Here is a 22,773-nt window from a genome sequence, read left to right as displayed (position 1 = left end):
GCGTACCAATGAAACCAGGAAGCATCCCGGGCCCTGAGCCCGGGCAGTTTCCAGCAACTGATACCCATGGACGTTCTGAGCACAACATTCTTTTTCATCGTCGCAATCTTCATCCTCGTCACCGTCCATGAGTTCGGACACTTCATCACGGCGAGAATTTTCGGCATGCGTGTCGACAAGTTCTACATCGGATTCGACTTCTTCGACATGCGTCTCTGGAAAAAGAAGATCGGAGAGACGGAGTACGGCATCGGGGTCTTTCCGCTCGGCGGCTACGTGAAAATTGCCGGCATGGTCGATGAAAGCATGGATACGGACTTCGGGCAAGGCGAACCTCAACCGTGGGAGTTCCGTGCCAAACCCGTCTGGCAGCGCCTCATTGTGCTTGCCGGCGGCGTGACGATGAACATGATGCTGGCAGCAGCCATCTTCACCGGCGTCACCTTGACTCTCGGAGAATCCCGAACCAGCACCACGGCCCCCGCCTTTGTAGAAGAAGGGTCGGTGTTCAGCAAGATGGGCATGCAGACCGGTGACCGCTTTATTGCAGTTGACGGTCATCCGGTCTCGAGCTGGGAAGAGGCGCTCGACCCTGAACGCTTCGCCTCATCAAGCCCGGTCTTCACCGTTCTCCGTTCCCACGGCCGCGATACCACACTCGCCACACCCAAACACTTCATGTCCGAAGTAAGTGACCAGGACGGGTTCGGCATTCGCCCAATCGTCCCTCCGGTCATCGATGATGTGCTTGCAAACAATCCCGCTGCCGGTGCAGGCATACAGGCGGGAAGCATCATTACAGCAATTGAAGGCCACCCGGTCTCCGATTGGACCGAAGTGGTGGGAATCATCTCCAGGAACCCCTCGAAACCCATCACCTTCACCTGGCGTTGGCTTGATACACCGAAGGGTGAGCCGGCCACTGCCGACGAAATCCGCATGAAAGGCGAGGAGTTCACCGCCTCCATCACACCATCGGCAAGCGGCAAAATCGGCATCATGCTTCGACAGACTATCTCCTCCGAGCGTCGCATGCTCGGCTTTATGGGATCGGTTGAGAGCGGCATCAGCCAGACATGGAAAATGAGCGCAATGACCGTACAGGGTTTCTCCAAGATCTTCACCGGACAGGAGGACTTCCGCAAGTCTGTCGGCGGCCCCATAAAGATCGCCAAGATCGCAAGCCGCAGTGCGGAGCAGGGTCCCGTCAGCTTCCTCTACTTCCTTGCCGTGCTCTCGATATCGCTGGCCATCATCAACATCCTGCCGGTCCCGGCACTCGACGGCGGGCAGTTTGTCATCAATGCCGCTGAAGGCGTCATGGGGCGGGAGATTCCAATTGAAGTCAAGATGCGCATCCAGCAGATCGGCATGACGCTGCTTCTTGCGCTCTTCGCCTACATACTCATCAACGACATCCTGAATCCCTGAGGCCGTAAGCGAAACCGATGTTCGATAAACTGCAGTCCATAAAAGAGCGTCACCTTGATCTCGAGCGAATGCTCGCAGACCCAGCAGCGGCCGGCGACCAGACTCGCTTCCGCAGGCTCAACAAGGAGTACAGCGACCTGAAGGAGATCGTGCAGGCATATGACCGTTATGCCAGCGCCCGTCAGCAGCTCGAAGAGTCGCGACACATGCAGAAGGCTGAAGAGGATCCCGAGATGAAGGCCATGGCCCGGGAAGAGATGCTGGAGCTTGAAGAGCGCATCCCGGGTCTGGAGCAGGAGCTCCGGATCCTTCTGCTCCCGAAAGACGAAGCAGACTCGCGCAACGTCATCATGGAAATCCGCGCTGGAACCGGCGGAGAGGAAGCCGCGCTCTTTGCCGCCGACCTTATGCGCATGTACCAGCGCTACGCCGAACGCCAGGGATGGCGGTGCGAAGTGCTGGACTACAATGAAAGCTCCGGCCCCGGAGGGTTCCGCGAGGTCACCCTGACCATCAGTGGCCACGACGTCTACGGCACGCTTAAGTACGAAAGCGGCGTACACCGTGTGCAGAGGGTGCCGGAAACCGAAACGCAGGGACGCATCCACACCTCCGCCGCAAGCGTGGCTGTCCTGCCGGAAGCTGAAGAGGTTGATGTGGAGATCCGGCGCGATGACCTCCGGTTCGACACATACCGGAGCGGAGGCAAGGGTGGTCAGAACGTCAACAAGGTGGAAACCGCCGTCCGCATCACGCATGAGCCGACCGGTCTCGTGGCGGCCTGCCAGGAGGAGCGATCACAGCTCCAGAACAAGGAGCGGGCCATGAAGATGCTCATGGCGAAACTCTACGACATCAAACTCCAGGAGCAGCAGCAGGAACGGGCGGACATGCGGCGCACGATGGTAGCCAGTGGGGATCGGAGCGCGAAGATCCGCACCTACAACTACCCGCAGTCGCGCGTGACCGACCACCGCATCGGATTCACCAGCCACGGACTGCCGCACTTCATGCAGGGAGAGATCGGCGAATTGATCGACGCCCTGAAGATGCACGACCAGACAGAGCGGCTGCAGGAAGCCGCCCGGGCCTAGGGGCATCATAATCAACTAACACCAATGGTCCTCTGCGAAGGGAGAGTCGTATGGAAATGGATGCCACAGGCAGAAGCAAGGGTGAATGGATTTTTTCCGATACGTTCGATCGTACCCTCAACTACCTCTCTGACCAGAAAAAAATTCTGGGCTTCAACCCTTTCTGCCATACGGTCGAACTGACCGATGAGACAGATGTCTACCGATGGCATTTCCGGGTCACCGACCCGCAACAGAACCCGTTTGACGTCATTTTTTACGTCAAACAGACCGACGAGGTGATGGTGGAGCTTCCTGAGGAACTACATGGCATCGGCCCCGAATCGATAACCGACGAGATGATCAGCCGCCATATGGTCGGCCGCAAGATCCTCTGGCACCACCACGCGCCCTCAGACCCGGTCGACGACCCCAAGAACTATCTGTTCGAAGGCAAGGCCTTTGCCGAAATGCTCCTTGTGCCGATGGAACCAAAACAGACGAAAGTGCATTTTGATCTCCGCATCGATGTCCGGTTCGTCCTCTATCCCGCGTTCCGCATCATTCCAGAACAGATCATCCGAGCCATGACCAATGCCGGCATGTCGATGATCATGCAGACCGCGACCAACCGGATGTTCCACAGCATCTCAAAGGATTTCGGCCATATCCGGCATGCATGAACGACCAAGCCCTGACCACCATGGACTTCCACGCACTGGCAGCATCACGTTGCAGTACCCGCAGCTTCACACAGGACCCCATTCCCCAGGACTCCCTCAATCGCATCCTCGAGACCGCCAGGCTCGCTCCTTCTGCAAAAAACCTGCAGCCATGGCGTTTCATCGTGATACGCACGCCTGAAGTCCTCAGGACTGTGCATGCCTGCTACTCCCGCGACTGGCTCCAGACCGCCCCGGCGATTCTCGTGGTGACAGGCCGTCGCTGCGATGCATGGGTTCGCGCTTCCGACGGCTATAACTCGCTGGAAACCGACCTCAGTATCGCCATGGACCACATCATCCTCGCAGCTGAGAATGAAGGTATCAGCACCTGCTGGATCGCCGCTTTCGACCTCCCCTGCCTGAGAAGAGCCCTCAGTCTCACGGGTGAAGACGAGGTATTTGCATTTACCCCTCTAGGCTATCCGGCCGAAGGATACACGCCCGTACCGAAAAAGCGAAAGCCGCTTGAAGAAATCGCAACATATCTTTGAATGCGAAAGCAGGCGGCTGAGTTCGCATCATCGGCCGAGGCGGATATCGAACCTGCCGAGTTGATCAACAGCCATGCTGGGCACGGAAGACGGCCTTTCAACCCGAAACAGGTGCATACACACCATCAACCACGCGCCCGCACTTCCTCTTACGCCCCCCTCAACCGACCGACCTGAGTTCTGCCGCAGCATGCCGGTGTTGCCAGAAAAGGGAATCGAACGCCATAGGCCCGTCCATGCAGAACGAAAAAGGGCACAGAACCCCCCAGCACTGGATGCTGGTTATTCTGTGCCCTTTCGAAAGAAACGTGAGAAACGGATGAGACTCCGCCGCAGCCTGCCTCAGTTCAGGAGTGGCCGCCTACGACGATGCGGATCATCTTCACGTTCAGGATGATGAAACGGATCAGCTGCCACGGCACGAACTTGCGCCAGAACAGCGTTGATTTCTCGGGCACCGGAGGATAGGCCTCGTCGAAATATGCCTTGATTCTATATTTACCCATGGTTGATCGAAATGAAAGTTAATGTATCTCTTCTTCTACCTCTGTGCCGAAACGCTCTTCTACTCGGGGATAAGCCACCAGAACGGATAGCCTTTCGCCTTGTGGAAGAAGAGGTAGTGGAGCAGCACCTTCAGCCAGTGGCCCGCAAGACCCGCCTCACCGACGGAGTACTTCATATCGCGGCCCCACTCGGGGTACTTGTCCCAGTCGGGAACGACAGGGAACACGGTCATTGATGCACCGAGGCCATCGAACGAACCGAAACCACCGGATACGATGCAGGCTGCGCCCATGCGGCTCATCGAGGCCTTGTGGCGATGCTCTGTGGCGCCGTGGATGCGCTCGGCGATGTTCAGTGCCGTGATCTTTCCCATAACGCCGGAAGGCATGCCGGTACGGGGTGGGGTCGGAAATATCGGACGGCCCGTCACGCTCGTCATCGGCTTGGAGATCGCATGCGGAGGGGCGAAGGCGATGCCGACGGCATAGATGTTGTTGTAGGTCGGGTTCTGGTAGGTGCTCGGCCAGTCATCGGCAGACCACTCCTCAAAAGGCTTCTGTGCGTAATCCGCATCGACCTTCATGAACTTGTTCGGAGCAAACAGCGTGTCGGTAATGTCGTTGCCCTCGCGGTCGAACGCCGTCATGCCGACACCGGAGAAGGAAGGAATGAGCATCGCGAAATCGAACTCCTGCACCTTGTCTTCGCCGTCCAGAGTCTCATAGTAGGCTTTGCCGTCCTCGACCTTGTAGACACCGGCGCGCCGGATCCAGTTGATGCCATACTCGGCAAGGATCGACTCGGTAAAGACCTTGGTGGGGGTGATGTATCCGCCGCGCTTGATGAACGCGCCGCCCATGCCGAAATCACCGACCTCGTACTCGTTCGAAATCCAGGTGATCTGTGCCATCTTGCTCAGCCCGCGCTTGGAGATCTCGTGGGCGATGTTCAGGATGTACTCGAACGCCGCACCCTGGCAGGTCGCCATGGCGTGCCCGGTGCCGATGAGGAAACGCTGCTTCTGTCCGGCCTGCATCTTCTTGATGTTCTCCTGCAGGTGTTCCCATGCGTGCGCCGCATGCGAGTAGGTACAGACTGAGTAGCTGTTCTTGTCGGGGCCGAGCCCTTCGGTTGCCTCGAAGTTCAGCTTCGGACCGGTGGCGTTGACGAGATAATCGTACTCCACGTTCTCCCTGACGCCCGAGTTGTCGCCGGCGGTGTACTCGATGGTGACGTAGCCCTTCCCGGTGGAGGCGTCCCCTTCGGGATGGATTTCAAGGGCCCTGGCCTGCTTGAAGACAATCCCCCAGCGGTCATAGACTTTCTTGAGTTCGAAACGGACCTCGTCAATCGACATCTGGCCGACTCCGACCCAGATGTTAGACGGGATCCACTGGTAATAGCTGTTCGGCGTGACCACGACTACCTCATGATGCTTCCCGAGTTTCTTCTTCAGAAACGAAGCACAGGTATGTCCGGAAACACCGGCGCCTAAAACGACGACCTTTGCCATATGCGGTCTGTATTTTTCAATTATTGAGTAACGCTCTCCACCGGTTGCCCGGCGTGCCTTTCAAGCTCGAAGGCGCAGATAGTTCTACAAGAACAGAGGCTGAATAATTCCCGGGCCCCTCTCTTCCGGAAGCTCTCTCATGAGCCCCGTTCACGCTATATAAGCATATGCTCATATTAAAACAAATCCATATGTCTTTTTTCCTGTAGTTCCCCGCCTCCCTAGCCTGTACTGCCGGCAACGCTTAGCCCGCAAAGCGGGTTACATCCCTTGCAACCGTTCAACACCCCCCGGAGAGCAATGCACATGCGAAACATCGTTTTCACCGGAAAGGGGGGGGTTGGCAAAACCTCCATTGCCGCCGCAACCGCCCTCATGGCAGCCGAATCAGGCCACCGCACCCTCATCATATCCACCGACCCGGCCCACAGCCTCGGTGACTCATTCGATATGGAGCTCGGCCCCTCTCCGGTCAGGATCGCCGATCGGCTGTACGGTCAGGAGGTGAGCGTCTACGGGGACATGTCGCTCAACTGGGAGATCGTGCGCGAACACTTCGCGCACCTCATGCAGGTACAGGGAATAGAGGGAATCTATGTCGAGGAGATGGGAGTCCTGCCCGGCATGGAGGAGCTCTTCTCACTCTCCCACATCAAACGCTATAACGAGAGCAACGAGTACGATCTCCTCGTCGTCGACTGTGCACCGACCGGCGAAACACTCCGCCTGCTATCTCTCCCCGAAACCTTCGGATGGATGCTGAAGCTGATGCGAAACCTGGAGAAGTATGTGGTGAAGCCGGTGATCCGGCCGCTTGCCAAAAGGGTAAGCCGGCTCCATGACTATGTACCCGATGTGGACGTCTATGAGCAGGTCGACAGCCTTTTCTCCTCCATCGAGGGCATCATCGACCTTCTTTCCGATGGCACCCGTACCACCGTGCGGCTCGTCATGAACCCGGAAAAGATGGTCATCAAGGAGTCGATGCGCGCACTGACATACCTCAACCTCTACGGCATCACCGTCGACCAGATCGTCATCAACCGTGTCTACACCGATGATGCCGACGGAGAGTTCCTTAAGGAGTGGAAGGAAATCCAGCGAGGCCACATCGAGGAAATCGAGCGTTCCTTCGCCCCGATCCCCATCACCAAGGTGCCGCTCTTTAAGAGAGAGGTACTCGGCATCGACATGCTGCGGAAGGTCGGACAGGTGGTATACGCGGGAAAGAACCCCCTCGACATCTTCTACCACGAAGAGCATGTCAGCATCCGGAAGGACGGGGAGGGACTCTACACCGTGAAGCTGCGCCTGCCGTTCGTATTCGACAACCGCATGGAGGCCAGCGTTGTGCAGGTCGGCGACTCGCTCACCCTGCGAATCGGCAACTACCAGAAAGGGGTGGTGCTTCCGGTGTTCCTCGCCGGCATGCGTGTCGGCGACGCTCGATACGAGGCGGGATGGCTCGCCATCAGCTTCACGAGAAAAGAGCAGGCTCCCCCGGCAGTCCCCGAAGGGTGACTGAGGGGGGAACGGGGTTGCGCCTCAGCCCACTTCCTTGCCGGCCATGACGAGGGTCGGAGGCATACCGAGATGGCGGCCGCCGAGCAGTACGTTCCAGTAGAGCGGCTCGAAAGCCAGCTTGCCCCACCAGTTGGCCTTCGTCTCCTTGAGGAGGGAAAAGGGTCCGAGGTGCGGGGCGGGGAACTGGCCCGGCAGCGGTTCGATCTTGTAGTTGAAGTCGATGAGCGAAGCGGTGCCTTTCGAGTAGACGATGAAGCAGGTGGAGTGGCCGTCGAAGATCTCTTCGGGCTTCACCCCGTGGATCTCCGCCATGATGTTGAACACCACCACGTCCGCCTCGTAATGAGCCACCGAGCCTGCTTTTGAGGTTGGAACGTTGGTGGCGTCACCGATGACGTAGACTCCCTCGTGCTTGAGCGCCTGGAGGGTGTTCTGATGGGTGGGAACGTAACCGATGCCGTCGTCCATGCCAGAATCGGTGATGACCTTGTCACCGACAGTGGTGGGAACTACCACCAGCATGTCGTAATTGACCTTTTCGCCCTGCACGCTCTCGATATACCCGGCCTTGCCGTCGACCCGGTTCAACTCGAAACCGGTCGTAATCTTGATGTTCTTCTCCTTTGCGGACCGGCTGAACACCGCGGCGGCTTTCGGCTTGGTGAACGCAGCCTGCAGCGGGGTCACCAGTTCGATCTCCACTTTGTTGCGTATCCCGCGTTTCTTGAAATACCAGTCGGCAAGGAACACGAACTCGATCGGCGCAACAGGGCACTTGAACGGCAGCTCAGCGATATCCATCACCAGTTTGCCGCCATCGAACTCACGGAGTTTGCGGTGCAGTACATCGGCCGCCTCCAGGTAGTAGAAGGTGAACGCGTTTTTCCCCCAGGCGTCGAGCAGGCCGTCGTTCTCCTCCGGCACGACCTTGCAGCCGGTGCTGACGACGAGAAAATCATAGTCGAAGCTGTTGTTTCTGGTCTTTACCACCTTCTTCTCGGGATCGACATGGGTGATTTCGTCAAGCACGAATTTCACACCGGGGAGGATGAACTTTTTTCGCGACTTCACCAGCGTCTTCGACTTCTGGATGCCGAACGGTACAAACAACAGCCCCGGTTGGTAGATATGACGATCGTCACGGTCGATGACCGTAATCTCCCAGTCATCGGAAAGATGGCGGCGCAGGTTGTTGGAAACGATGGTACCGGCGGTACCGGCTCCAAGGACGACGATTTTTTTAGCCATGTCAAACCCTCCGGCTTTATTGAACGGTATACCCGCCCGGTTGCAGTTTCTCTCCAGCACAAAAACATCGCCCAGCCACCAGAGAGTTATATATTCAAATAATTATGTGAATATATAGACCGTGCCGGACATTTACAAACAAGCTGCCGGTAGTTGATCCGTGGAGGGCAATAACCCGCAATTCTTTTATTTTGGCTTGAAAATTTCTGATCTTGGTTCATTTGCAGGAACCCCCGTTCAGCACAGGGTGCAAAGCGGGACCACAACCACCAAGTCCGCGAATGGAACGACAGCTCCTTCTGGGGGCGGAAGCCGCAGCCCTCGGTGCCATCGATGCCGGCATATCCGGCGTCTATGCCTACCCGGGAACCCCTTCGACCGAAATCACCGAATTCATCCAGCACTCTCCCGCTGCCCGAAACCGCGGGGTGCGTGCCGCATGGTCGACGAATGAAAAAACCGCATACGAAGAGGCGCTCGGCATGTCTTACGCCGGAAAGCGGGTGCTGGTATGCATGAAGCACGTGGGGCTCAATGTCGCCGCCGATGCATTCATCAACTCCGCTCTCACCGGCGTTGGCGGAGGCCTGGTGCTGGCCGTCGCCGACGACCCCTCCATGCACTCGTCTCAGAACGAGCAGGACAGCCGGGTGTACGGGAAGTTCGCCATGATCCCCGTCATCGAACCCTCAAACCAGCAGGAGCTCTACGACGGCGTCCGCCATGCATTCCAGCTCTCCGAATCGCTCAGCCTTCCGGTGATGGTCCGCCTCACCACGCGCCTCGCGCACTCGCGTGCAGGGGTAGTTCCAAAGGAGCCGGAACCGGAACGCACGCTTCCGGCGGCCGATGCGCTTCCTTCTGCAGAACGGTTCGTCCTGATGCCGGTGAATGCAAGAAGGCAGTACGCCCGACTCATCGGCCTGCAGCGCGATATCGAGCAGTTGGCCGAATGTTCATGGCTGAACCGCATGGTGGAGGGCACGGCCTCAACCGGCGTGCTCGCGTTCGGGATTGCATACAACTATGTCATGGAGGTGCGTGAGGCCTTTGATATGGACTTTCCCGTACTGAAAACCGGACAGTACCCCCTTCCACTCGGGGCCGCACAGCAACTCTTCAACCAGTGCGACAGCGTGCTTGTAGCCGAGGAGGGCTATCCGGTCATTGAGGAGCTGCTTCGGGGATTCTTCGGCAACGGCCAGGTGCTGGGGCGCCTCGACGGCACTCTCGCACGCACCGGCGAGCTCAATACAGACATCATCGCCCGGGCGCTCGGCCTGGAACCCGCGCCCGCTGCACCCGTCCCCGAAATCGTCGTACCTCGACCGCCCGAACTCTGCCGGGGATGCGGGCACCGCGATCTGTATCTGGCACTCAACACCGTCATGGCCGGACACCCGCATGACCATGTCTTTTCCGATATCGGCTGCTATACCCTCGGTGCGCTCGCCCCCTTCAGCGCCATCCATACATGCGTCGACATGGGCGCATCAGTCACTATGGCGATAGGGGCGGCCGAAGCCGGACTCCGGCCCGCTGTGGCGGTCATCGGCGATTCCACCTTCACCCACTCCGGCATGACGGGCCTGCTCGATGCAGTGAACAGGCGCTCGTCGGTCACCATCATCATAACCGACAACGACACCACCGCCATGACCGGAGGGCAGAACTCAGCCGCTACCGGCAGCCGTCTTGAAGCCATCTGCCTCGGCCTCGGCGTAGACCCCCTGCACCTCAGAACCATCGTCCCCCTGAAACCCCGGCTTCAGGAAAACATTGCAGTGATCAGTGAAGAGATCGCCTACGAGGGGGTCTCCGTCATCCTTGCCCGAAGGGAGTGCGTCGAGCGGGCGGCAAAAAGGAACCGGAACACATGAAAAAGAACATCATCCTTGCCGGCGTTGGGGGACAGGGAATTCTCAGCATTGCGGCCGTCATTGACCTGGCCGCCCTCCACAGCGGGCTCGAAATCCGCCAGGCGGAAGTGCATGGCATGAGCCAGCGGGGCGGGGCCGTGGAGTCGCACCTGCGCATAGCCGACCGCGAAATCCACAGCGACCTCATCGCCCGCGGCACCGCTGACCTCGTCATCTCTGTTGAACCGCTCGAAGCACTGCGCCAAAGCCCCTGGCTCGCACCTTCCGGGCGCCTCGTCACCGCAATGGAACCGGTCGTCAACATGGAGGGCTATCCCCGGATAGAGGCGGTACGGCGCTCACTGCTTGAAACCGGCGCGCCGATCCTCATCGACGCCCAGCAGCTCGCAGAGGAATGCGGCAGCCGGCGGGCATCGAACATGGTCGTGCTCGGAGCCGCCGCCCCATTCATCGGCATCCCGCCGGAGCGACTCGAAGCCGGCATCAGCGAACTCTTCGAAAGGAAAGGCGCCGACATCGCGGAAATGAACACCCGCGCCTTCCGTAAAGGGCTCGAAGCATCACAGCAACAGGCCGCCTCCCCTGAGGGGCCCCCAACCAACGCCATGACATGATCTGGAACAGGCAGTATGAATGCATGGAGCGTGAAGAGCTCCGCAAAATTCAGGGCGAGCGCCTATCAGCAATGGTATCGCGGGTGTGGAACACCGTACCCTTCTATCGCCGGCGGCTGCAGGAACTTGGCATCGAACCTGGAGACATACGGAGCATGGACGACCTTCCGAAGCTCCCGTTCACCACCAAGCAGGACCTGCGGGACAATTACCCGTTCGGGCTTTTCACCGTTCCGCAGGAGGGAATCGTGCGCCTGCACGCCTCCAGCGGCACCACAGGAAAGCCGACAGTGGTCGGCTACACCAAGAACGACATAGCGATGTGGAGCGAAGTGGTCGCCCGATCGCTCACCATGGCCGGCGTAACCCGGTCCGATATCATCCAGGTCGCCTACGACTACGGACTCTTCACCGGGGGCCTCGGCCTCCACTACGGCGCCGAGACCCTCGGAGCCTCGGTCATTCCGATCTCTGGCGGCAACACGAAAAAACAGCTCCAGCTGATGGAGGACTTCGGCTCCACCGTGCTTGCCTGCACCCCTTCCTACGCAGCCTTCCTCGGAGAAGCCATCATCGAAGAGAAGATCCAAAAAGAACACATCAAGCTGAAGGCCGGCATCTTCGGTGCAGAGCCCTGGACTGAAGGAATGCGCACCGAAATCGAACGACTGCTCGGCATCAAGGCTTACGACATCTATGGTCTCAGCGAAATCATCGGCCCCGGCGTTTCGATGGAGTGCCGGTGCCAGACAGGCATGCACATCTTCGAAGACCACTTCATCCCCGAAATCATCAACCCCGACACCGGCGAGGTGCTGCCATACGGCGAGCTCGGCGAGCTGGTCTTCACACCCGCGACAAAGGAGGCCATGCCGCTCATCCGCTACCGCACGCGCGACCTCACGCGCCTGCACGCCGAGCGATGCGAGTGCGGCAGAACCCTCGTCCGCATGGAAAAATGTGTCGGCCGCACCGACGACATGCTCATCATCCGCGGCGTCAACGTCTTCCCCTCCCAGGTGGAAGCGGTGCTGCTTGAAATGAGCGAGACCAGACCCCATTACCTGCTCACCATCGACCGTATGCACAACCTCGACTCCCTCGAAATCCAGGTGGAGGTCGAGGAATCGTTCTTCTCCGACGAGGTCAAGGAACTGGAGGGTCTCAGAAAAAAAATACAGTCCGCAATCGGCAGCATGCTCGGCATCAGCTCCACCGTGCGCCTTGTCGAGCCGGGCACCATAGAGCGCAGTATGGGCAAGGCAAAACGGGTCATAGATAACAGGAAACGCTAACAGGAGGAAGGGGACCATGATCATCCGTCAACTCTCGGTCTTTCTTGAAAACCGAACAGGCCGGCTTACCGAACTCACCGGAGTTCTGGCCGAAAACGGCATCAACATCTCGGCGTTCAGCATTGCCGACTCCACCGACTTCGGCATCCTGCGCATGATTGTCGGCAAACCCGAGCTCGCAGAAAACGTGCTCCGTCAGAAAGGGTTCGCCGTCAAGGTCACCGACGTCATCTGCCTCATCGTCCCCGACAAACCCGGCAGCCTCCACCATGCGCTCGGCATTCTCTCGGAAAATGACGTGGCCATTGACTACATGTACGCATTCTCCTCGGCCGAAGGCCGGGCGACGGTGGTTATCCGAACCGCCGTGCCGCAGGCCGCCATCCGGGTGCTCAGCCAGCACCGGCTCGAACTTGTTCAAGCCGGTGATATATACCAGCTCTGAAAAAAGGAACAAGACAGCATGGCAACCTTCTCAAAAAGCGTCTCCGCTCTGCGTTCTTCGGCGATACGGGATCTCATGAGCCTGGCCTCGCGACCCGACATCATCTCGTTCGCCGGGGGCATGCCCGCAAATGACCTGTTCCCGGTCAAGGAGGTTGAAGAACTCTTCATGCAGCTGGACGACAAAACCAAACGCGCTGCATTCCAGTACGGCCCCACAGAGGGGCTCCCAATGCTGCAGGAATCCCTCACAGGCTGGCTGGAAGAGAAAGGTCTGCCGGTCAAAAGCAACCGGCTCCTCATCACCACCGGTTCCCAGCAGGCGCTCAACCTCCTCGCGAAAGCCTTCATCGACCCCGGAGACCGGGTGCTTACCGAGTATCCCTGTTTCATCGGGGCCATTGCCGCGTTCCGAGCCGCCGGGGCCGATGTCCGGAGCATCCCGCTGGACTCTGAGGGCATTGATATCAGAACCCTGAGGGAGGAAACACAGAGGACACCGGCCCCGAAATTCCTCTACGCCACCCCCTACTTCCACAACCCGGCAGGCATCCTCTACAGTGAAAAGCGTAAACTGGAACTCATCAAACTCCTGCAGGGAACGGCAATTCCCCTCATTGAAGATGACGCATACGGCGACCTGTGGTTCCATGAAGAGGACCGGGCGCGCCTAATGCCCATAAAAGCCATCAATCCTGACGGAGTCGATGTCTGCTACACCGGTTCTTTTTCCAAGATCCTCGGGCCCGGCCTTCGCCTCGGCTGGCTTCTCGCCCCCGAACCGATCTATGAAAAATGCGAACTCCTGAAGCAGTCTGCCGACGCCTGCTCGCCGAGTTTCACCCAGGTCATCGCAGATGCCGCCATCCGCTCCGGCATGATGGGCGGTTACGTTGAAACGGTACGGAAAGCATACCTAGAGCGCGCCGCCCTTATGACTGCAGCACTTCGTCAGCACCTGCCGGACTATGTAGGGTGGAGCGAACCGCGTGGCGGGTTCTACATCTGGCTCACCCTGCCCGAAGAAATCAATGCCGCGGATGTCCTCAAAAAAGCCATTGAAGCAGGAGCCGTCTTCGTCACCGGCAGCACCTTCGACCCGGAAGGTACGCGCATGAACGCCATGCGGCTCTCTTACTGCAACAACAGCCCTGAAGAAATCGAGCGGGGAATTCCCCTCATCGCCAAAGCCATCCGCGACTGCTGCAGGTAAGAAAACGGGAGATCAGCAAACCCTATTCTTTCCCCACTGAAGGCTTCGATTTGCCGTAGAACTGTTTCTCCGGGGCCACGAACTTCAGAGGGTCAATCACAAACCAGAGATTGTTCATCTTGTGACCCATCGTATCCCCCACCTTGCGGTCCATTGAATAGTAATAGAGCGGCATGCCACGGAAGGTATTCTGCATTTTTCCCTCAGGCCGCCGAATGGTGCCGAAATCATCCTGCTTCATCGACGGAGCCGCACTCAGGACCGCGCCGGTATAAAAAGCCGGCCACATATCAAGGCATGCACCCGTACAGGTACTCCTTCCTTTGGAATCGTTTTTGTACCAGTACAATGTCATTCCCTCAGCGTCCGCAAGATAGCTGCCGACCCCCGCTTTCTGCATCACTCTTACGTCCGGCTCGGCCGCCATGCCGCTTTTCCAGAAAAAAAGCATCATCACGACTGCAGCAATCACCAATCCCATCTTCTTCATAGCTCATCTCCTCCATGGTTTCTTCGTTGACATGACCAACATCACCGGCACTGCATTCGAGAAAAACACAAGGGGCCAATCATTCAGGTGGGGGGAGACATAACCGGAAAAGAACCGATATAGTCCGGGAACCAGCGACGCCGTTCAAAAAGTTGCAGATCGTCGGCTGTTCTTGATTGTACGCACATAGCTCTCCGCCAAAGCCGCAAAAACTACACCAGCTCGAATCCAGAGCCTGAAGCAATTGTTACATCCTTGCAAGACCAGCAGATAGTATTGAACGGGAACGGTATCTTTGTTTGTTCGATTTTCCCTGCAACCGACCTACCGACGACCATGGACAAGAAAAAGACCGTTCTCATCCTCTGCACCGAAAACACCGCCCGCAGCCAGATGGCCGAAGGGCTGCTGCGCAACATGGCAGGAGACCGTTTCGAGGTCCTCAGTGCCGGCACCCAACCCGCTGATGCCGTTCATCCTCTTGCCCTCAAAGCCATGCAGGAAATCGGTATTGACATCAGCGGCCAGTACCCGAAAGACATAGCGACCTACCTCGGCAAGACCTTCATCCATTACCTCTTCATCGTCTGCAGCAAGGCCAATGCTACCTGTCCGCGGATCTGGCCGGGCATGGCCATACAGGAAAACCGCATCTACTGGCCGATGGAGGATCCCGCCGCAACAGAAGGGGGCGAAGAAGAACGGCTCGAAGCATTCCGCCGGGTGCGCGACGAACTGCAGACGAACCTGGCCGACTGGATTGAAAAAGCCTGAACAAAACCAGTGAACGGTTCAGGCAGAAGCTGAAGCAATTCCTTTTTTCAGTTTCCACGGCTTGAAGATGGAAACGAAGACCGTTACGACAAGCACGACTACCTGCAAAGTGCCGAAAACAAGGTTCATCATCTGATTGTATTGGTAGCCGGCGTCCCGGAACGAACCGGTTCCGAGCCGCCCTGAAATCTCCATCATGGCGGTTTCCCACGGCCCGAGGAAAAAGGTTCCGAACAGGATGGCTCCAACCGTCACAACCCACTTGAACACCAGCCACGGGTGCCTGAAAAAGCCCCACCTGGTGAACATTGAGTAGACAAGCCCCGTCAGGAGGCAGCCGATGGCTCCCGGCACGACCACGATCGACATATCCACATGGTGGATGCTCCGGTTGATGCCGTAGAGAACGCCGCCATCGCTCACGCCATCTTTCAGGAAGTACATCGAGAGCAGCGACACCGCGCCGCCTATCCAACAGGCCACGGCGATGAGGTGGATGCCCTTGAGCCATTTCATTCCTCCCGAAGAGAGTTGCAACATGAACGGCAGGGTTTGACGGGTTTGCATTACTTCTTATACTGATGAAAATCCATACGACAAAGATAACAACCCGAACCACAACCACCCATGCAGCAGAAAACCGTTCTCGTGGCAGGAGCATCCGGATACCTCGGAAGGTACGCTGTCAAAGAATTTTCTGAACGGGGTTACCGGGTAAGGGCCCTTGTGCGCAACCCCGACAGCCTCCGGGCCCCGGGGCCTAATCTCGAACCTGCCATAGCAGGCATTGCCGACGAGCTGGTGCAGGGGGATGCCACCGATCCCGCCTCCCTGAAGGACGTCTGCCGGGGAGTGGATATCGTCTTCTCATGCATGGGGCTTACCAAACCGCAGGACAATGTAACGAATGAAGCGGTTGACCACCTTGGGAACCTCGCCCTGCTGCGGGACGCAGAGGAATGCGGAGTCAGGAAGTTCGTCTATGTCTCGGTGTTCAATGCAGAGCTCATGGCGGATGTTGAAGTCGTCGAGGCCCACGAACGCTTTGTACGGGATCTCAAGGCCTCCGGCATGCCATATGCAGTCATCCGTCCCACCGGCTTTTTTTCCGACATGGGCATGTTCTTCTCGATGGTCCGGAGCGGCCACATGTTCCTCCTCGGCGATGGCACGAACCGCATCAATCCCATCCACGGCGCCGACCTGGCAACGGTCTGCGTTAATGCGGCGGAAGGAACAGAAGAGGAGGTTCCGGTCGGCGGACCAGATACCTACACGTTTCAGGAAACTGTCGACATGGCCTTTGAGGCCCTTGGCAAAAAACCCTGGACAACCCACCTCCCCGTGTGGATCGGTGAGGCAGCGCTGTTTATGGCAGGCTTTGTCAATAAATCCATCGCAAACGTCCTTGCCTTCGCACTCACCGTCAATACAATCGACAATGTCGCTCCCGCTGCGGGAACCCGTCACCTGAAGGATTTCTACCGGGAACTCGTCGCGAAGCAGGGTTGATGATCAGCGTCCCTGCAGCTGCCGGTGGAGCTTTTCAGCAGCTCCCTTCAGCTTGTCGAGGCTCTCATCGGACAGCATCTTCGGCTCAACGGAGGGCATCTCCGCCTTCCTGTACCCTGCCGGCACGCTGAAGAGTGAAGGATCGGGCTTCATCCGCTCGAGCTTTACAAGATCGGTCACCACCCCGGAAGGACGGTGGAGGGTCCGGACGGGAAACCCGTCGAGCCCAACCCTCCTGAGCTTTTCGGCAATCAGCGAAGCAGTGTTTCGATTGGTGGCCTGCATGCGGGTCCATGCCACATAATCGAGCAGATCGTGGTTCAGCCACAGCTCGACGACTCCCGAACCATCTTTTTCAGCAATGCGCACATGGGTGCAACGGTACCCGTTCACCATCTCCTCTCCGAGGTTCGCCACCACGGCATCGCTGAGCGGATCGGCATCCCCGGCCGGGGAGCCCGATTCAGCATTGAACACCATATAGGTCTTCGCTGCATCATTGAGCAGATAGATGCTTCCGGCCTCTCGGGCCCGGAACAGGACGGTCACCGGCACACGGCCGGAGAGCCCGGCAAGGCTGGCGGTGCTTTCGGTGCGGATCCCCTCATGGCCGACCATGATACTGGTGGTCGTGGTCCCGGCGCCGGCAATAACCGTCTTCATGGTCAGCACTCCCTCAAACGGCTGAGCGGAACCGGAGTACAGAACAGTCTCATCCGGGGAGTTCTGGCCTTTGCAGGCAGAAAAGAGGAGAATGAAAAAAAGGGAGAACACGAGCAGGCGGACGGCTTGTTTCATGGCGGTGTGCATTATTGTTCCCTAAAAATCGCTGCCTTGGTCATGGGGGAAAGCACTGCAACGGCGTCATCTGTTCAAATGTAAGCAAATCATCAGCCACGTCACTACTGTTCGAGTCTCAGACGTGGTGTTTCTGTATACCGAGTTTTTCAATGCGGGTGTAGAGGGTTTTCGGGTGCATATCGAGGCGTTCTGCTGCCCCGCCTCTGCCGCTGACCCGCCCGTTGGAACTCTTGAGGGCTTCGAGGATGAGCTGTCGCTGCATCCTGCGCACCTCTTCCTCGAACCCCTCCATGGTCGGCATCTCCCCGGAGGCGGAGGGGGAGATGCCGACCGGCTGGCTGAGCACGGCGGAGAAATCAAGGGTGGAGCCTTCGCTGACGATGACGGCCTGCTCGACGACATGGGCAAGTTCGCGGATGTTACCTTTCCATCTCCGGCCACCGAGGTCGTGCATGTCGTTCTCCCGGATGGCTCGTGCAGGGCGGCCGAACTCGCGTGCGAATTTCGAAGCGAAGTGCATGACAAGCATCGGAATATCGCCGTGCCGCTCCCGGAGCGGCGGGAGCGCAATGGGAAATGCATTCAGGCGGAAAAAGAGATCTTCGCGGAACCGGCCCTCGTCGACCTCCCGCTGCAGGTCGCGGTTGGTCGCGGCTATGACACGGACGTCGACAGGAATGACCCTTGTTCCGCCGATCCGCTCGAGTTCGCGCTCCTGAAGAACCCGCAGCATCTTTGCCTGCAGTTCAAGGGAGAGCTCTCCGATCTCATCAAGGAAAATGGTGCCACCGTCAGCAAGTTCGAACTTGCCGATACGGCGAGCGCCGGCTCCGGTGAAGCTGCCTTTTTCATGACCGAAGAGCTCGGACTCGATGAGGGTGGCGGGAAGGGCCGCGCAGTTGACCTTCACCAGCACGCTGTTGCGGCGGGGAGAGAGAGTATGAATGGCGCGGGCAAAGAGCTCCTTGCCTGTACCGGTCTCTCCTTCGATCAGCACGGTTGCGTCGGTCGGCGCAACCTGGCTTACCCGGCGCTGCACGGCTGCAAGCGCCGGGCTCTGGCCGATGATCTCCTCAAAGTTGTGTGCGGCGCTGATCTCTTCGACGAGGTAAGTGCGCTCGCCTTCGAGTTTGCGGCGAAGCTTGTCGATCTCCTCGAACGCGAGCCAGTTCTGCAGGGCTAGTGAGAGCTGGGGTAAAATGAGCCCCACGGTCGCCAGATCCTCCTCGCCGAATGGGCTTTCGCTGCCGGAGATGATGACCCCCGCACGGCTGCCTGGCAGATCCCAGAGCGGTGCGCTGATGAGGGTACTGATCCGGTATTTGTCGCGCACTTCGGCAACAAGGCTGTACTCTTCGGCAAGGCGGCTGAAGACTCCCCCTGAGTAAACGCCGGGGCGGCCTATGAGCTCAAGGCTTTCCCGCACCGCCACCTCCGGCTCAACGAGCTCAAGGCGCTCTTCGACCGACACGGGCATGAACCGGTGATGCTCATCCTTCATGAAGTTGTCGAACAGGCGCGCCCGGCCGTCATCGCCGAAGACCCTGATGCCGAGAAAGGCCGCAGGAACGAGCTTGTTGATCTGCTCACAGACGGCAAGCAGCATTTTCCTCCGGTCGCGGATGGTCATGAGGGCGTTGTTTACCGCCAGCTGCATCGCCGTCTGAGCCTCCCTCTCGCGCAGCTCTTCGTAGGCCATGGCATTACTGACCGCCATGGCGATGGGAGAGGATACTCCGGCAAGCAGTTCCCGATCGGCAGCGCTCCAGACGTTCTCCTCGCGGGAGACGAAGTTCAGGAATCCGATCACTCTGCCTCCGCTGCGCAGCGGCGAGAGCACAATCTGGCGCATACCGAGGCCATGGAGGATCTTCAGGACCGGAAAGGCTTCGTCACCATGCGCCTGAAGCTCACGCTCGATACTGAATACGGTGACAGCCGGATCGGCCAGAAACGGCTCGAACCACGAACCCGCAATCAGTCGTTTTTCCCGTGTCACCCCTTCGGGAAGCTCAAAACGAAGCATCTCAAAAAAGACGCTGACATGGCGGCGGTCCTTGTCGAGGGTGATGATGACTGCCGAGTCGAACTCGAAGATCAGGCGGAGTTTGTCTGTAAGAGTATGGAAGAGCTCACGCGGATCGCGGAGCGTACCCACGGCGTCGCTGATGTACTGCATCAGCCGGAGGGATTCCTGATGGATTTCAGCACTCATACGGTGGAGGAAAATCCCATAATTCTGAAAAGTCCGGAACACTCTTTCCAGAATATTCTGAATTTTCAGGAATTATCCAAATCCAGAGCAGGCGAACCATAAACACAAGCCATTTAAAAGCAATGTCTTATGACACATTTCTACCAAATGCCGCCTTGGCATAGAAATTGCACAGGATATACTGCATTACAACAAAAAACACCACCGACCATGAACAGGACCTTCGCTTCAGCCCTCATCCTCCTTGCCGCCACCACCGCGGGATTGCCGCTCAGCACCGGGGCACGGGCCATGGAGCTGACACTGGACGCTGCGCTCTCCCGGATGGATGAAACCAGCCCCGCATTGCGGAGCGCCCGGGAAGGGGTGAATGCAGCAGACGCGGGGGTAGAGGCCAAACGGAGCGGATGGTTTCCCGAGATCGCCGCAACGGCGACCTACGGCTACCACGACAGAGTCTCGCAATTCGACGGCATGCAGTTCATGCCGAACGACAGCTACGATGCCCGCATCTCCGCCTCGATGATGCTCTTTGATTTCGGCAGGACCGCCAAGAGCGTTACGATCGCAACTTCGGGCCGCAATGCAGCCGGCTACCGGCTGGCCCTGACCCAGCGGGATCTCTCCTGGGCGACCATCCAGATTTTTTACGACATGCTCTTCCTTCGGGAGGCCATCGGGGTACAGGAGAAAGAGATCACGGCACTTGAAAAGAACCTCGACGTCACCATGAAGCGCTACCGCGAAGGCGTTGCAACCCGCTTCGACCTCCTCAGCACCGAGGTACGCCTGGCCTCGGCAAAAAACCGGAAACTCGACCTTGAAACAGAACTGGCCAACCAGGAGATCTCTCTCCGCCGCTTGGCAGCCATTGCCGATGGCGAGCCACTTGAACTCAAGGGATCGTTCAGCATGGCAGAGGAACCGAGCCTGGCCCCGGCACCCGAAAGCGAGGCGCTCCAGAACAGACTGGAAGTAAAGCTGGCAACGGAACATGCCCGTGCCGCCAGAGAGAAAAAATCGCTGGCAGGCAGACAGGGCCTTCCGAAAATAACCGGCAGCGTCTCCTGGGGCAGCAGCAACGGCTGGCTCCCCGATTCCGATCCGGATCTCGGTACCATGCGGACAAGCACCACCGCGGGCCTGCAGCTCGAGCTGCCGCTCTTCACAGGCTTCAGAACTGCGGCGGGACGGCGTGAAGCGCTGGCCATGCAGCGGGCCGCCGAACAGGACCGGATTGAAGCAGAGCAGCGGGTCCGTGCCGAGGTACGCCAGACTTCGAGGGCACTGAAAACCAGCCGCGAAAAGATCACCACCACGGCGCTGCAGGTCGAGCAGGCCCGGCTTGCGGCTGAAAACGCCAGAATCCGCCACATGAACGGACTGGCGACAACGCTCGATCTGCTCGACACGGAAGCCTCGCTCGCCGGGGCCGAACTCGGCAACCTTCAGGCGCGCTACGCTTTTGTCATGAACACGTATGCATTCAGAAAGGCTTCAGGAATGCCTTTGATGCAGGAACCATCAATCCAAGCCAAATGAATCGACACTGTAACAGCACCGTTCTCTGCCCAGTGGATTTTTCCGCTGATTCAGACAATACCCTGCAGTACCTTGCAGGACAGCATCCCGAACAAGGAAAGCTCTTCATCCTGCACGTGGCCGAAGACAACGGAACTGACCGCGAGACGCTTCTGAGAAAGCACCTTATGCAGTTCTCCGCATATTCCGAGCTCCTTGCGGGCTCGGGCTGGGAAGTGCGATTCGCCGTTGAATACGGCACCCCTGCCGACGTCATCGTCGACTTTGCACGGAAGCACGGAGCGGGGCTCATCCTGATGGGTTCGCACGGGAGGAACCGCATGCCCAGGCTCCTTGTCGGAAGCACTGCTGAAACAGTCCTCCGCCAGGCGCACTGCCCCGTATCGATACTAAGGATGCCGGAAATCGCGGCTGAACCCATGGCAGGCAGCGAGTTCCGGGAGTTTCTATCACAAACAGCCAACGCCTGAACCCAACATGGAAACACCAGAACGGCAGCAGCAGGCTGCACCGGAAGCGCCGAAAGCAGGATCAGGAAAAAAGGGCCCCGTCAGTCTCGTCAAAATGGCAGTCCTCGGGGTACTTGCATCCATAGGCCTTATCTGGGCAGGACAGATGATCCACCATTCATTACTGTACGAAGAGACCGACAATGCACAGATAGAGGGTGACATCTATCCGGTGATATCAAGGGTGCCGGGCAAGGTGCTTGAGGTCACAGCCGAGGACAACCGGCTGGTCAAAAAGGGTGAGAGGCTCATCGCGCTCGACTCTCTCGACTTCGTGGTCCGCCGCGACGAAGCCAGGGCCGTCCTGAAAAATGCGGAGGCGGCGGCAGCAGGGGCAAGAGCGTCGATTTCGGCTGCTTCTGCCAACGAAATGAAACTTCAGGCCGACCTCATGAGGAGCCGGAATCTTCACCGGCAGGACGTGATTTCAAAGGCTGAGCTTGACGGCGTGAACGCAGCTGCGCTGGGAGCATCGGCAGGGCATGAAGAAGCAGAAAGCCGGTACCGGTCGACCCTCGCTCAGGTTGAGCTCCGCCAGGCGGAACTCAGAAACGCCGAGCTCCAGCTTTCCTACACCTCCATCAAGGCGCCCGCCAACGGGCATATCTCCAGAAAGAATGTCCATGCGGGGCAGTTCGTGCAGCCGGGCCAGCAGCTCATCGCGCTGGTCGGAAGCGGCCGGCTGTGGGTTGTGGCAAACTTCAAGGAAACCCAGATGGAAAAGATCCGCCCTGGACAGAACGTGTTGATCAGGGTAGACGCATTCCCGGACGAAGAGTATGAGGGAACGATTGAATCCATTTCAGCAGGAACAGGCGCGAAGTTTTCCCTTCTTCCGCCCGATAACGCCAGCGGCAACTTTGTGAAGGTGGCTCAGCGGGTACCGGTGAAGATCGTCTTCGACCGGAAACCCGAGCGCCACCTTTCGACAGGGATGAATGTGGTGGTCGACGTACGGGTAGACTAAAGGAC

At 58.4% G+C, this 22,773-nt stretch carries 22 protein-coding genes; 15 read left to right on the top strand and 7 right to left on the bottom strand.

Translation table 11 applies throughout. The annotated features are described in order from the left end of the window. Nucleotides 1-66: 66 nt before the first annotated feature. The 4 genes from rseP to PLUT_RS00360 are packed head-to-tail and all read left to right on the top strand — an operon-like array spanning nucleotide 67 to nucleotide 3,720. Nucleotides 67-1,431 (top strand): RIP metalloprotease RseP, encoded by a 1,365-nt coding sequence (rseP, locus tag PLUT_RS00375; RefSeq protein WP_011356842.1) that lies wholly within the window; start codon nucleotides 67-69, stop codon nucleotides 1,429-1,431. A 17-nt stretch (nucleotides 1,432-1,448) separates the two neighbouring features. Further along, entirely contained in the window at nucleotides 1,449-2,525 is a 1,077-nt protein-coding gene (prfA, locus tag PLUT_RS00370) for a peptide chain release factor 1 (protein WP_011356841.1), read from the top strand. A 50-nt stretch (nucleotides 2,526-2,575) separates the two neighbouring features. Continuing rightward, the gene (locus tag PLUT_RS00365; protein ID WP_011356840.1) at nucleotides 2,576-3,187 is read left to right on the top strand and encodes a DUF1997 domain-containing protein; all 612 of its coding nucleotides are present in this window, start codon (nucleotides 2,576-2,578) and stop codon (nucleotides 3,185-3,187) included. Continuing rightward, nucleotides 3,184-3,720 (top strand): nitroreductase family protein, encoded by a 537-nt coding sequence (locus PLUT_RS00360; protein ID WP_011356839.1) that lies wholly within the window; start codon nucleotides 3,184-3,186, stop codon nucleotides 3,718-3,720. Before PLUT_RS00365 ends, PLUT_RS00360 begins: the two co-directional genes overlap by 4 nt. 347 nt (nucleotides 3,721-4,067) lie before the next feature. Here the strand turns inward: PLUT_RS00360 and PLUT_RS11860 are convergent, their stop codons facing one another. After that, nucleotides 4,068-4,226 (bottom strand): hypothetical protein, encoded by a 159-nt coding sequence (locus tag PLUT_RS11860; protein WP_011356838.1) that lies wholly within the window; start codon nucleotides 4,224-4,226, stop codon nucleotides 4,068-4,070. Nucleotides 4,227-4,285: 59 nt separating this feature from the next. Further along, nucleotides 4,286-5,740: an NAD(P)/FAD-dependent oxidoreductase gene (locus PLUT_RS00355; RefSeq protein ID WP_011356837.1), complete on the bottom strand. Its 1,455-nt coding sequence runs from the start codon at nucleotides 5,738-5,740 to the stop codon at nucleotides 4,286-4,288. Between the two features lie 306 nt (nucleotides 5,741-6,046). Here PLUT_RS00355 and PLUT_RS00350 point away from each other — a divergent pair, with 306 nt between their 5' ends. Continuing rightward, complete coding sequence (locus tag PLUT_RS00350; RefSeq protein ID WP_041463960.1) at nucleotides 6,047-7,261, top strand: ArsA family ATPase; 1,215 nt, start codon at nucleotides 6,047-6,049, stop codon at nucleotides 7,259-7,261. A 24-nt stretch (nucleotides 7,262-7,285) separates the two neighbouring features. On the opposite strand, the gene PLUT_RS00345 is transcribed toward PLUT_RS00350, so the two are convergent. Further along, nucleotides 7,286-8,512, bottom strand: coding sequence for a type III sulfide quinone reductase, selenoprotein subtype (locus PLUT_RS00345; RefSeq protein WP_011356835.1), 1,227 nt, complete (start codon nucleotides 8,510-8,512; stop codon nucleotides 7,286-7,288). 281 nt (nucleotides 8,513-8,793) lie between these two features. Here PLUT_RS00345 and PLUT_RS00340 point away from each other — a divergent pair, with 281 nt between their 5' ends. Genes PLUT_RS00340 through PLUT_RS00320 form a run of 5 tightly spaced genes read left to right on the top strand, consistent with a single transcriptional unit; the run spans nucleotide 8,794 to nucleotide 13,958 of the window. After that, nucleotides 8,794-10,392 carry a thiamine pyrophosphate-dependent enzyme gene (locus PLUT_RS00340; protein ID WP_011356834.1) on the top strand — a complete coding sequence of 533 codons (1,599 nt, stop codon included), beginning with the start codon at nucleotides 8,794-8,796 and terminating at the stop codon, nucleotides 10,390-10,392. Beyond that, nucleotides 10,389-11,006 carry an indolepyruvate oxidoreductase subunit beta gene (locus PLUT_RS00335; protein WP_011356833.1) on the top strand — a complete coding sequence of 206 codons (618 nt, stop codon included), beginning with the start codon at nucleotides 10,389-10,391 and terminating at the stop codon, nucleotides 11,004-11,006. The genes PLUT_RS00340 and PLUT_RS00335 overlap by 4 nt, the downstream gene beginning before the upstream one ends. Further along, nucleotides 11,003-12,301 carry a phenylacetate--CoA ligase family protein gene (locus PLUT_RS00330; RefSeq protein WP_011356832.1) on the top strand — a complete coding sequence of 433 codons (1,299 nt, stop codon included), beginning with the start codon at nucleotides 11,003-11,005 and terminating at the stop codon, nucleotides 12,299-12,301. The genes PLUT_RS00335 and PLUT_RS00330 overlap by 4 nt, the downstream gene beginning before the upstream one ends. Nucleotides 12,302-12,317: 16 nt before the next feature. Then, on the top strand, nucleotides 12,318-12,746 hold the full coding sequence (locus PLUT_RS00325; protein ID WP_011356831.1) for an ACT domain-containing protein: 429 nt from the start codon (nucleotides 12,318-12,320) through the stop codon (nucleotides 12,744-12,746). A gap of 18 nt (nucleotides 12,747-12,764) precedes the next feature. Further along, nucleotides 12,765-13,958 (top strand): PLP-dependent aminotransferase family protein, encoded by a 1,194-nt coding sequence (locus PLUT_RS00320; RefSeq protein WP_011356830.1) that lies wholly within the window; start codon nucleotides 12,765-12,767, stop codon nucleotides 13,956-13,958. Nucleotides 13,959-13,980: 22 nt separating this feature from the next. Here PLUT_RS00320 and PLUT_RS00315 read toward each other — a convergent pair whose 3' ends face one another. Continuing rightward, nucleotides 13,981-14,448 carry a COG4315 family predicted lipoprotein gene (locus PLUT_RS00315; protein WP_011356829.1) on the bottom strand — a complete coding sequence of 156 codons (468 nt, stop codon included), beginning with the start codon at nucleotides 14,446-14,448 and terminating at the stop codon, nucleotides 13,981-13,983. 336 nt (nucleotides 14,449-14,784) lie between these two features. Here PLUT_RS00315 and PLUT_RS00310 point away from each other — a divergent pair, with 336 nt between their 5' ends. Then, nucleotides 14,785-15,222: an arsenate reductase ArsC gene (locus PLUT_RS00310; RefSeq protein WP_011356828.1), complete on the top strand. Its 438-nt coding sequence runs from the start codon at nucleotides 14,785-14,787 to the stop codon at nucleotides 15,220-15,222. Between the two features lie 18 nt (nucleotides 15,223-15,240). Here the strand turns inward: PLUT_RS00310 and PLUT_RS00305 are convergent, their stop codons facing one another. Next, the gene (locus PLUT_RS00305) at nucleotides 15,241-15,789 is read right to left on the bottom strand and encodes a hypothetical protein (protein WP_011356827.1); all 549 of its coding nucleotides are present in this window, start codon (nucleotides 15,787-15,789) and stop codon (nucleotides 15,241-15,243) included. A 60-nt stretch (nucleotides 15,790-15,849) separates the two neighbouring features. On the opposite strand from PLUT_RS00305, the gene PLUT_RS00300 reads away from it, so the two are divergent. Next, entirely contained in the window at nucleotides 15,850-16,734 is an 885-nt protein-coding gene (locus tag PLUT_RS00300; RefSeq protein ID WP_011356826.1) for an SDR family oxidoreductase, read from the top strand. Between the two features lie 3 nt (nucleotides 16,735-16,737). Here the strand turns inward: PLUT_RS00300 and PLUT_RS00295 are convergent, their stop codons facing one another. Together PLUT_RS00295 and PLUT_RS00290 are read right to left on the bottom strand one after the other, a co-directional pair. Further along, a complete protein-coding gene (locus PLUT_RS00295) occupies nucleotides 16,738-17,532 on the bottom strand; it encodes a DUF4412 domain-containing protein (protein WP_041463957.1) in 795 nt (264 codons plus the stop codon). 118 nt (nucleotides 17,533-17,650) lie between these two features. Further along, nucleotides 17,651-19,750, bottom strand: a complete 2,100-nt coding sequence (locus PLUT_RS00290; protein ID WP_011356824.1) for a sigma-54-dependent Fis family transcriptional regulator — start codon at nucleotides 19,748-19,750, stop codon at nucleotides 17,651-17,653. Between the two features lie 210 nt (nucleotides 19,751-19,960). Between PLUT_RS00290 and PLUT_RS00285 the strand changes: the two genes are divergently transcribed. Genes PLUT_RS00285 through PLUT_RS00275 form a run of 3 tightly spaced genes read left to right on the top strand, consistent with a single transcriptional unit; the run spans nucleotide 19,961 to nucleotide 22,768 of the window. Beyond that, complete coding sequence (locus tag PLUT_RS00285; RefSeq protein ID WP_041463705.1) at nucleotides 19,961-21,292, top strand: TolC family protein; 1,332 nt, start codon at nucleotides 19,961-19,963, stop codon at nucleotides 21,290-21,292. Then, a complete protein-coding gene (locus PLUT_RS00280; protein ID WP_011356822.1) occupies nucleotides 21,289-21,762 on the top strand; it encodes a universal stress protein in 474 nt (157 codons plus the stop codon). The genes PLUT_RS00285 and PLUT_RS00280 overlap by 4 nt, the downstream gene beginning before the upstream one ends. Before the next feature lie 7 nt (nucleotides 21,763-21,769). Beyond that, nucleotides 21,770-22,768: an HlyD family secretion protein gene (locus PLUT_RS00275; RefSeq protein ID WP_011356821.1), complete on the top strand. Its 999-nt coding sequence runs from the start codon at nucleotides 21,770-21,772 to the stop codon at nucleotides 22,766-22,768. The last annotated feature ends 5 nt before the right edge of the window (nucleotides 22,769-22,773 follow it).

It is taken from the genome of Pelodictyon luteolum DSM 273, assembly GCF_000012485.1.
Lineage (GTDB): Bacteria > Bacteroidota > Chlorobiia > Chlorobiales > Chlorobiaceae > Chlorobium > Chlorobium luteolum.
Note: the sequence above shows the minus strand (reverse complement) of the source record. Positions and strands in the feature narration are given on the sequence as shown.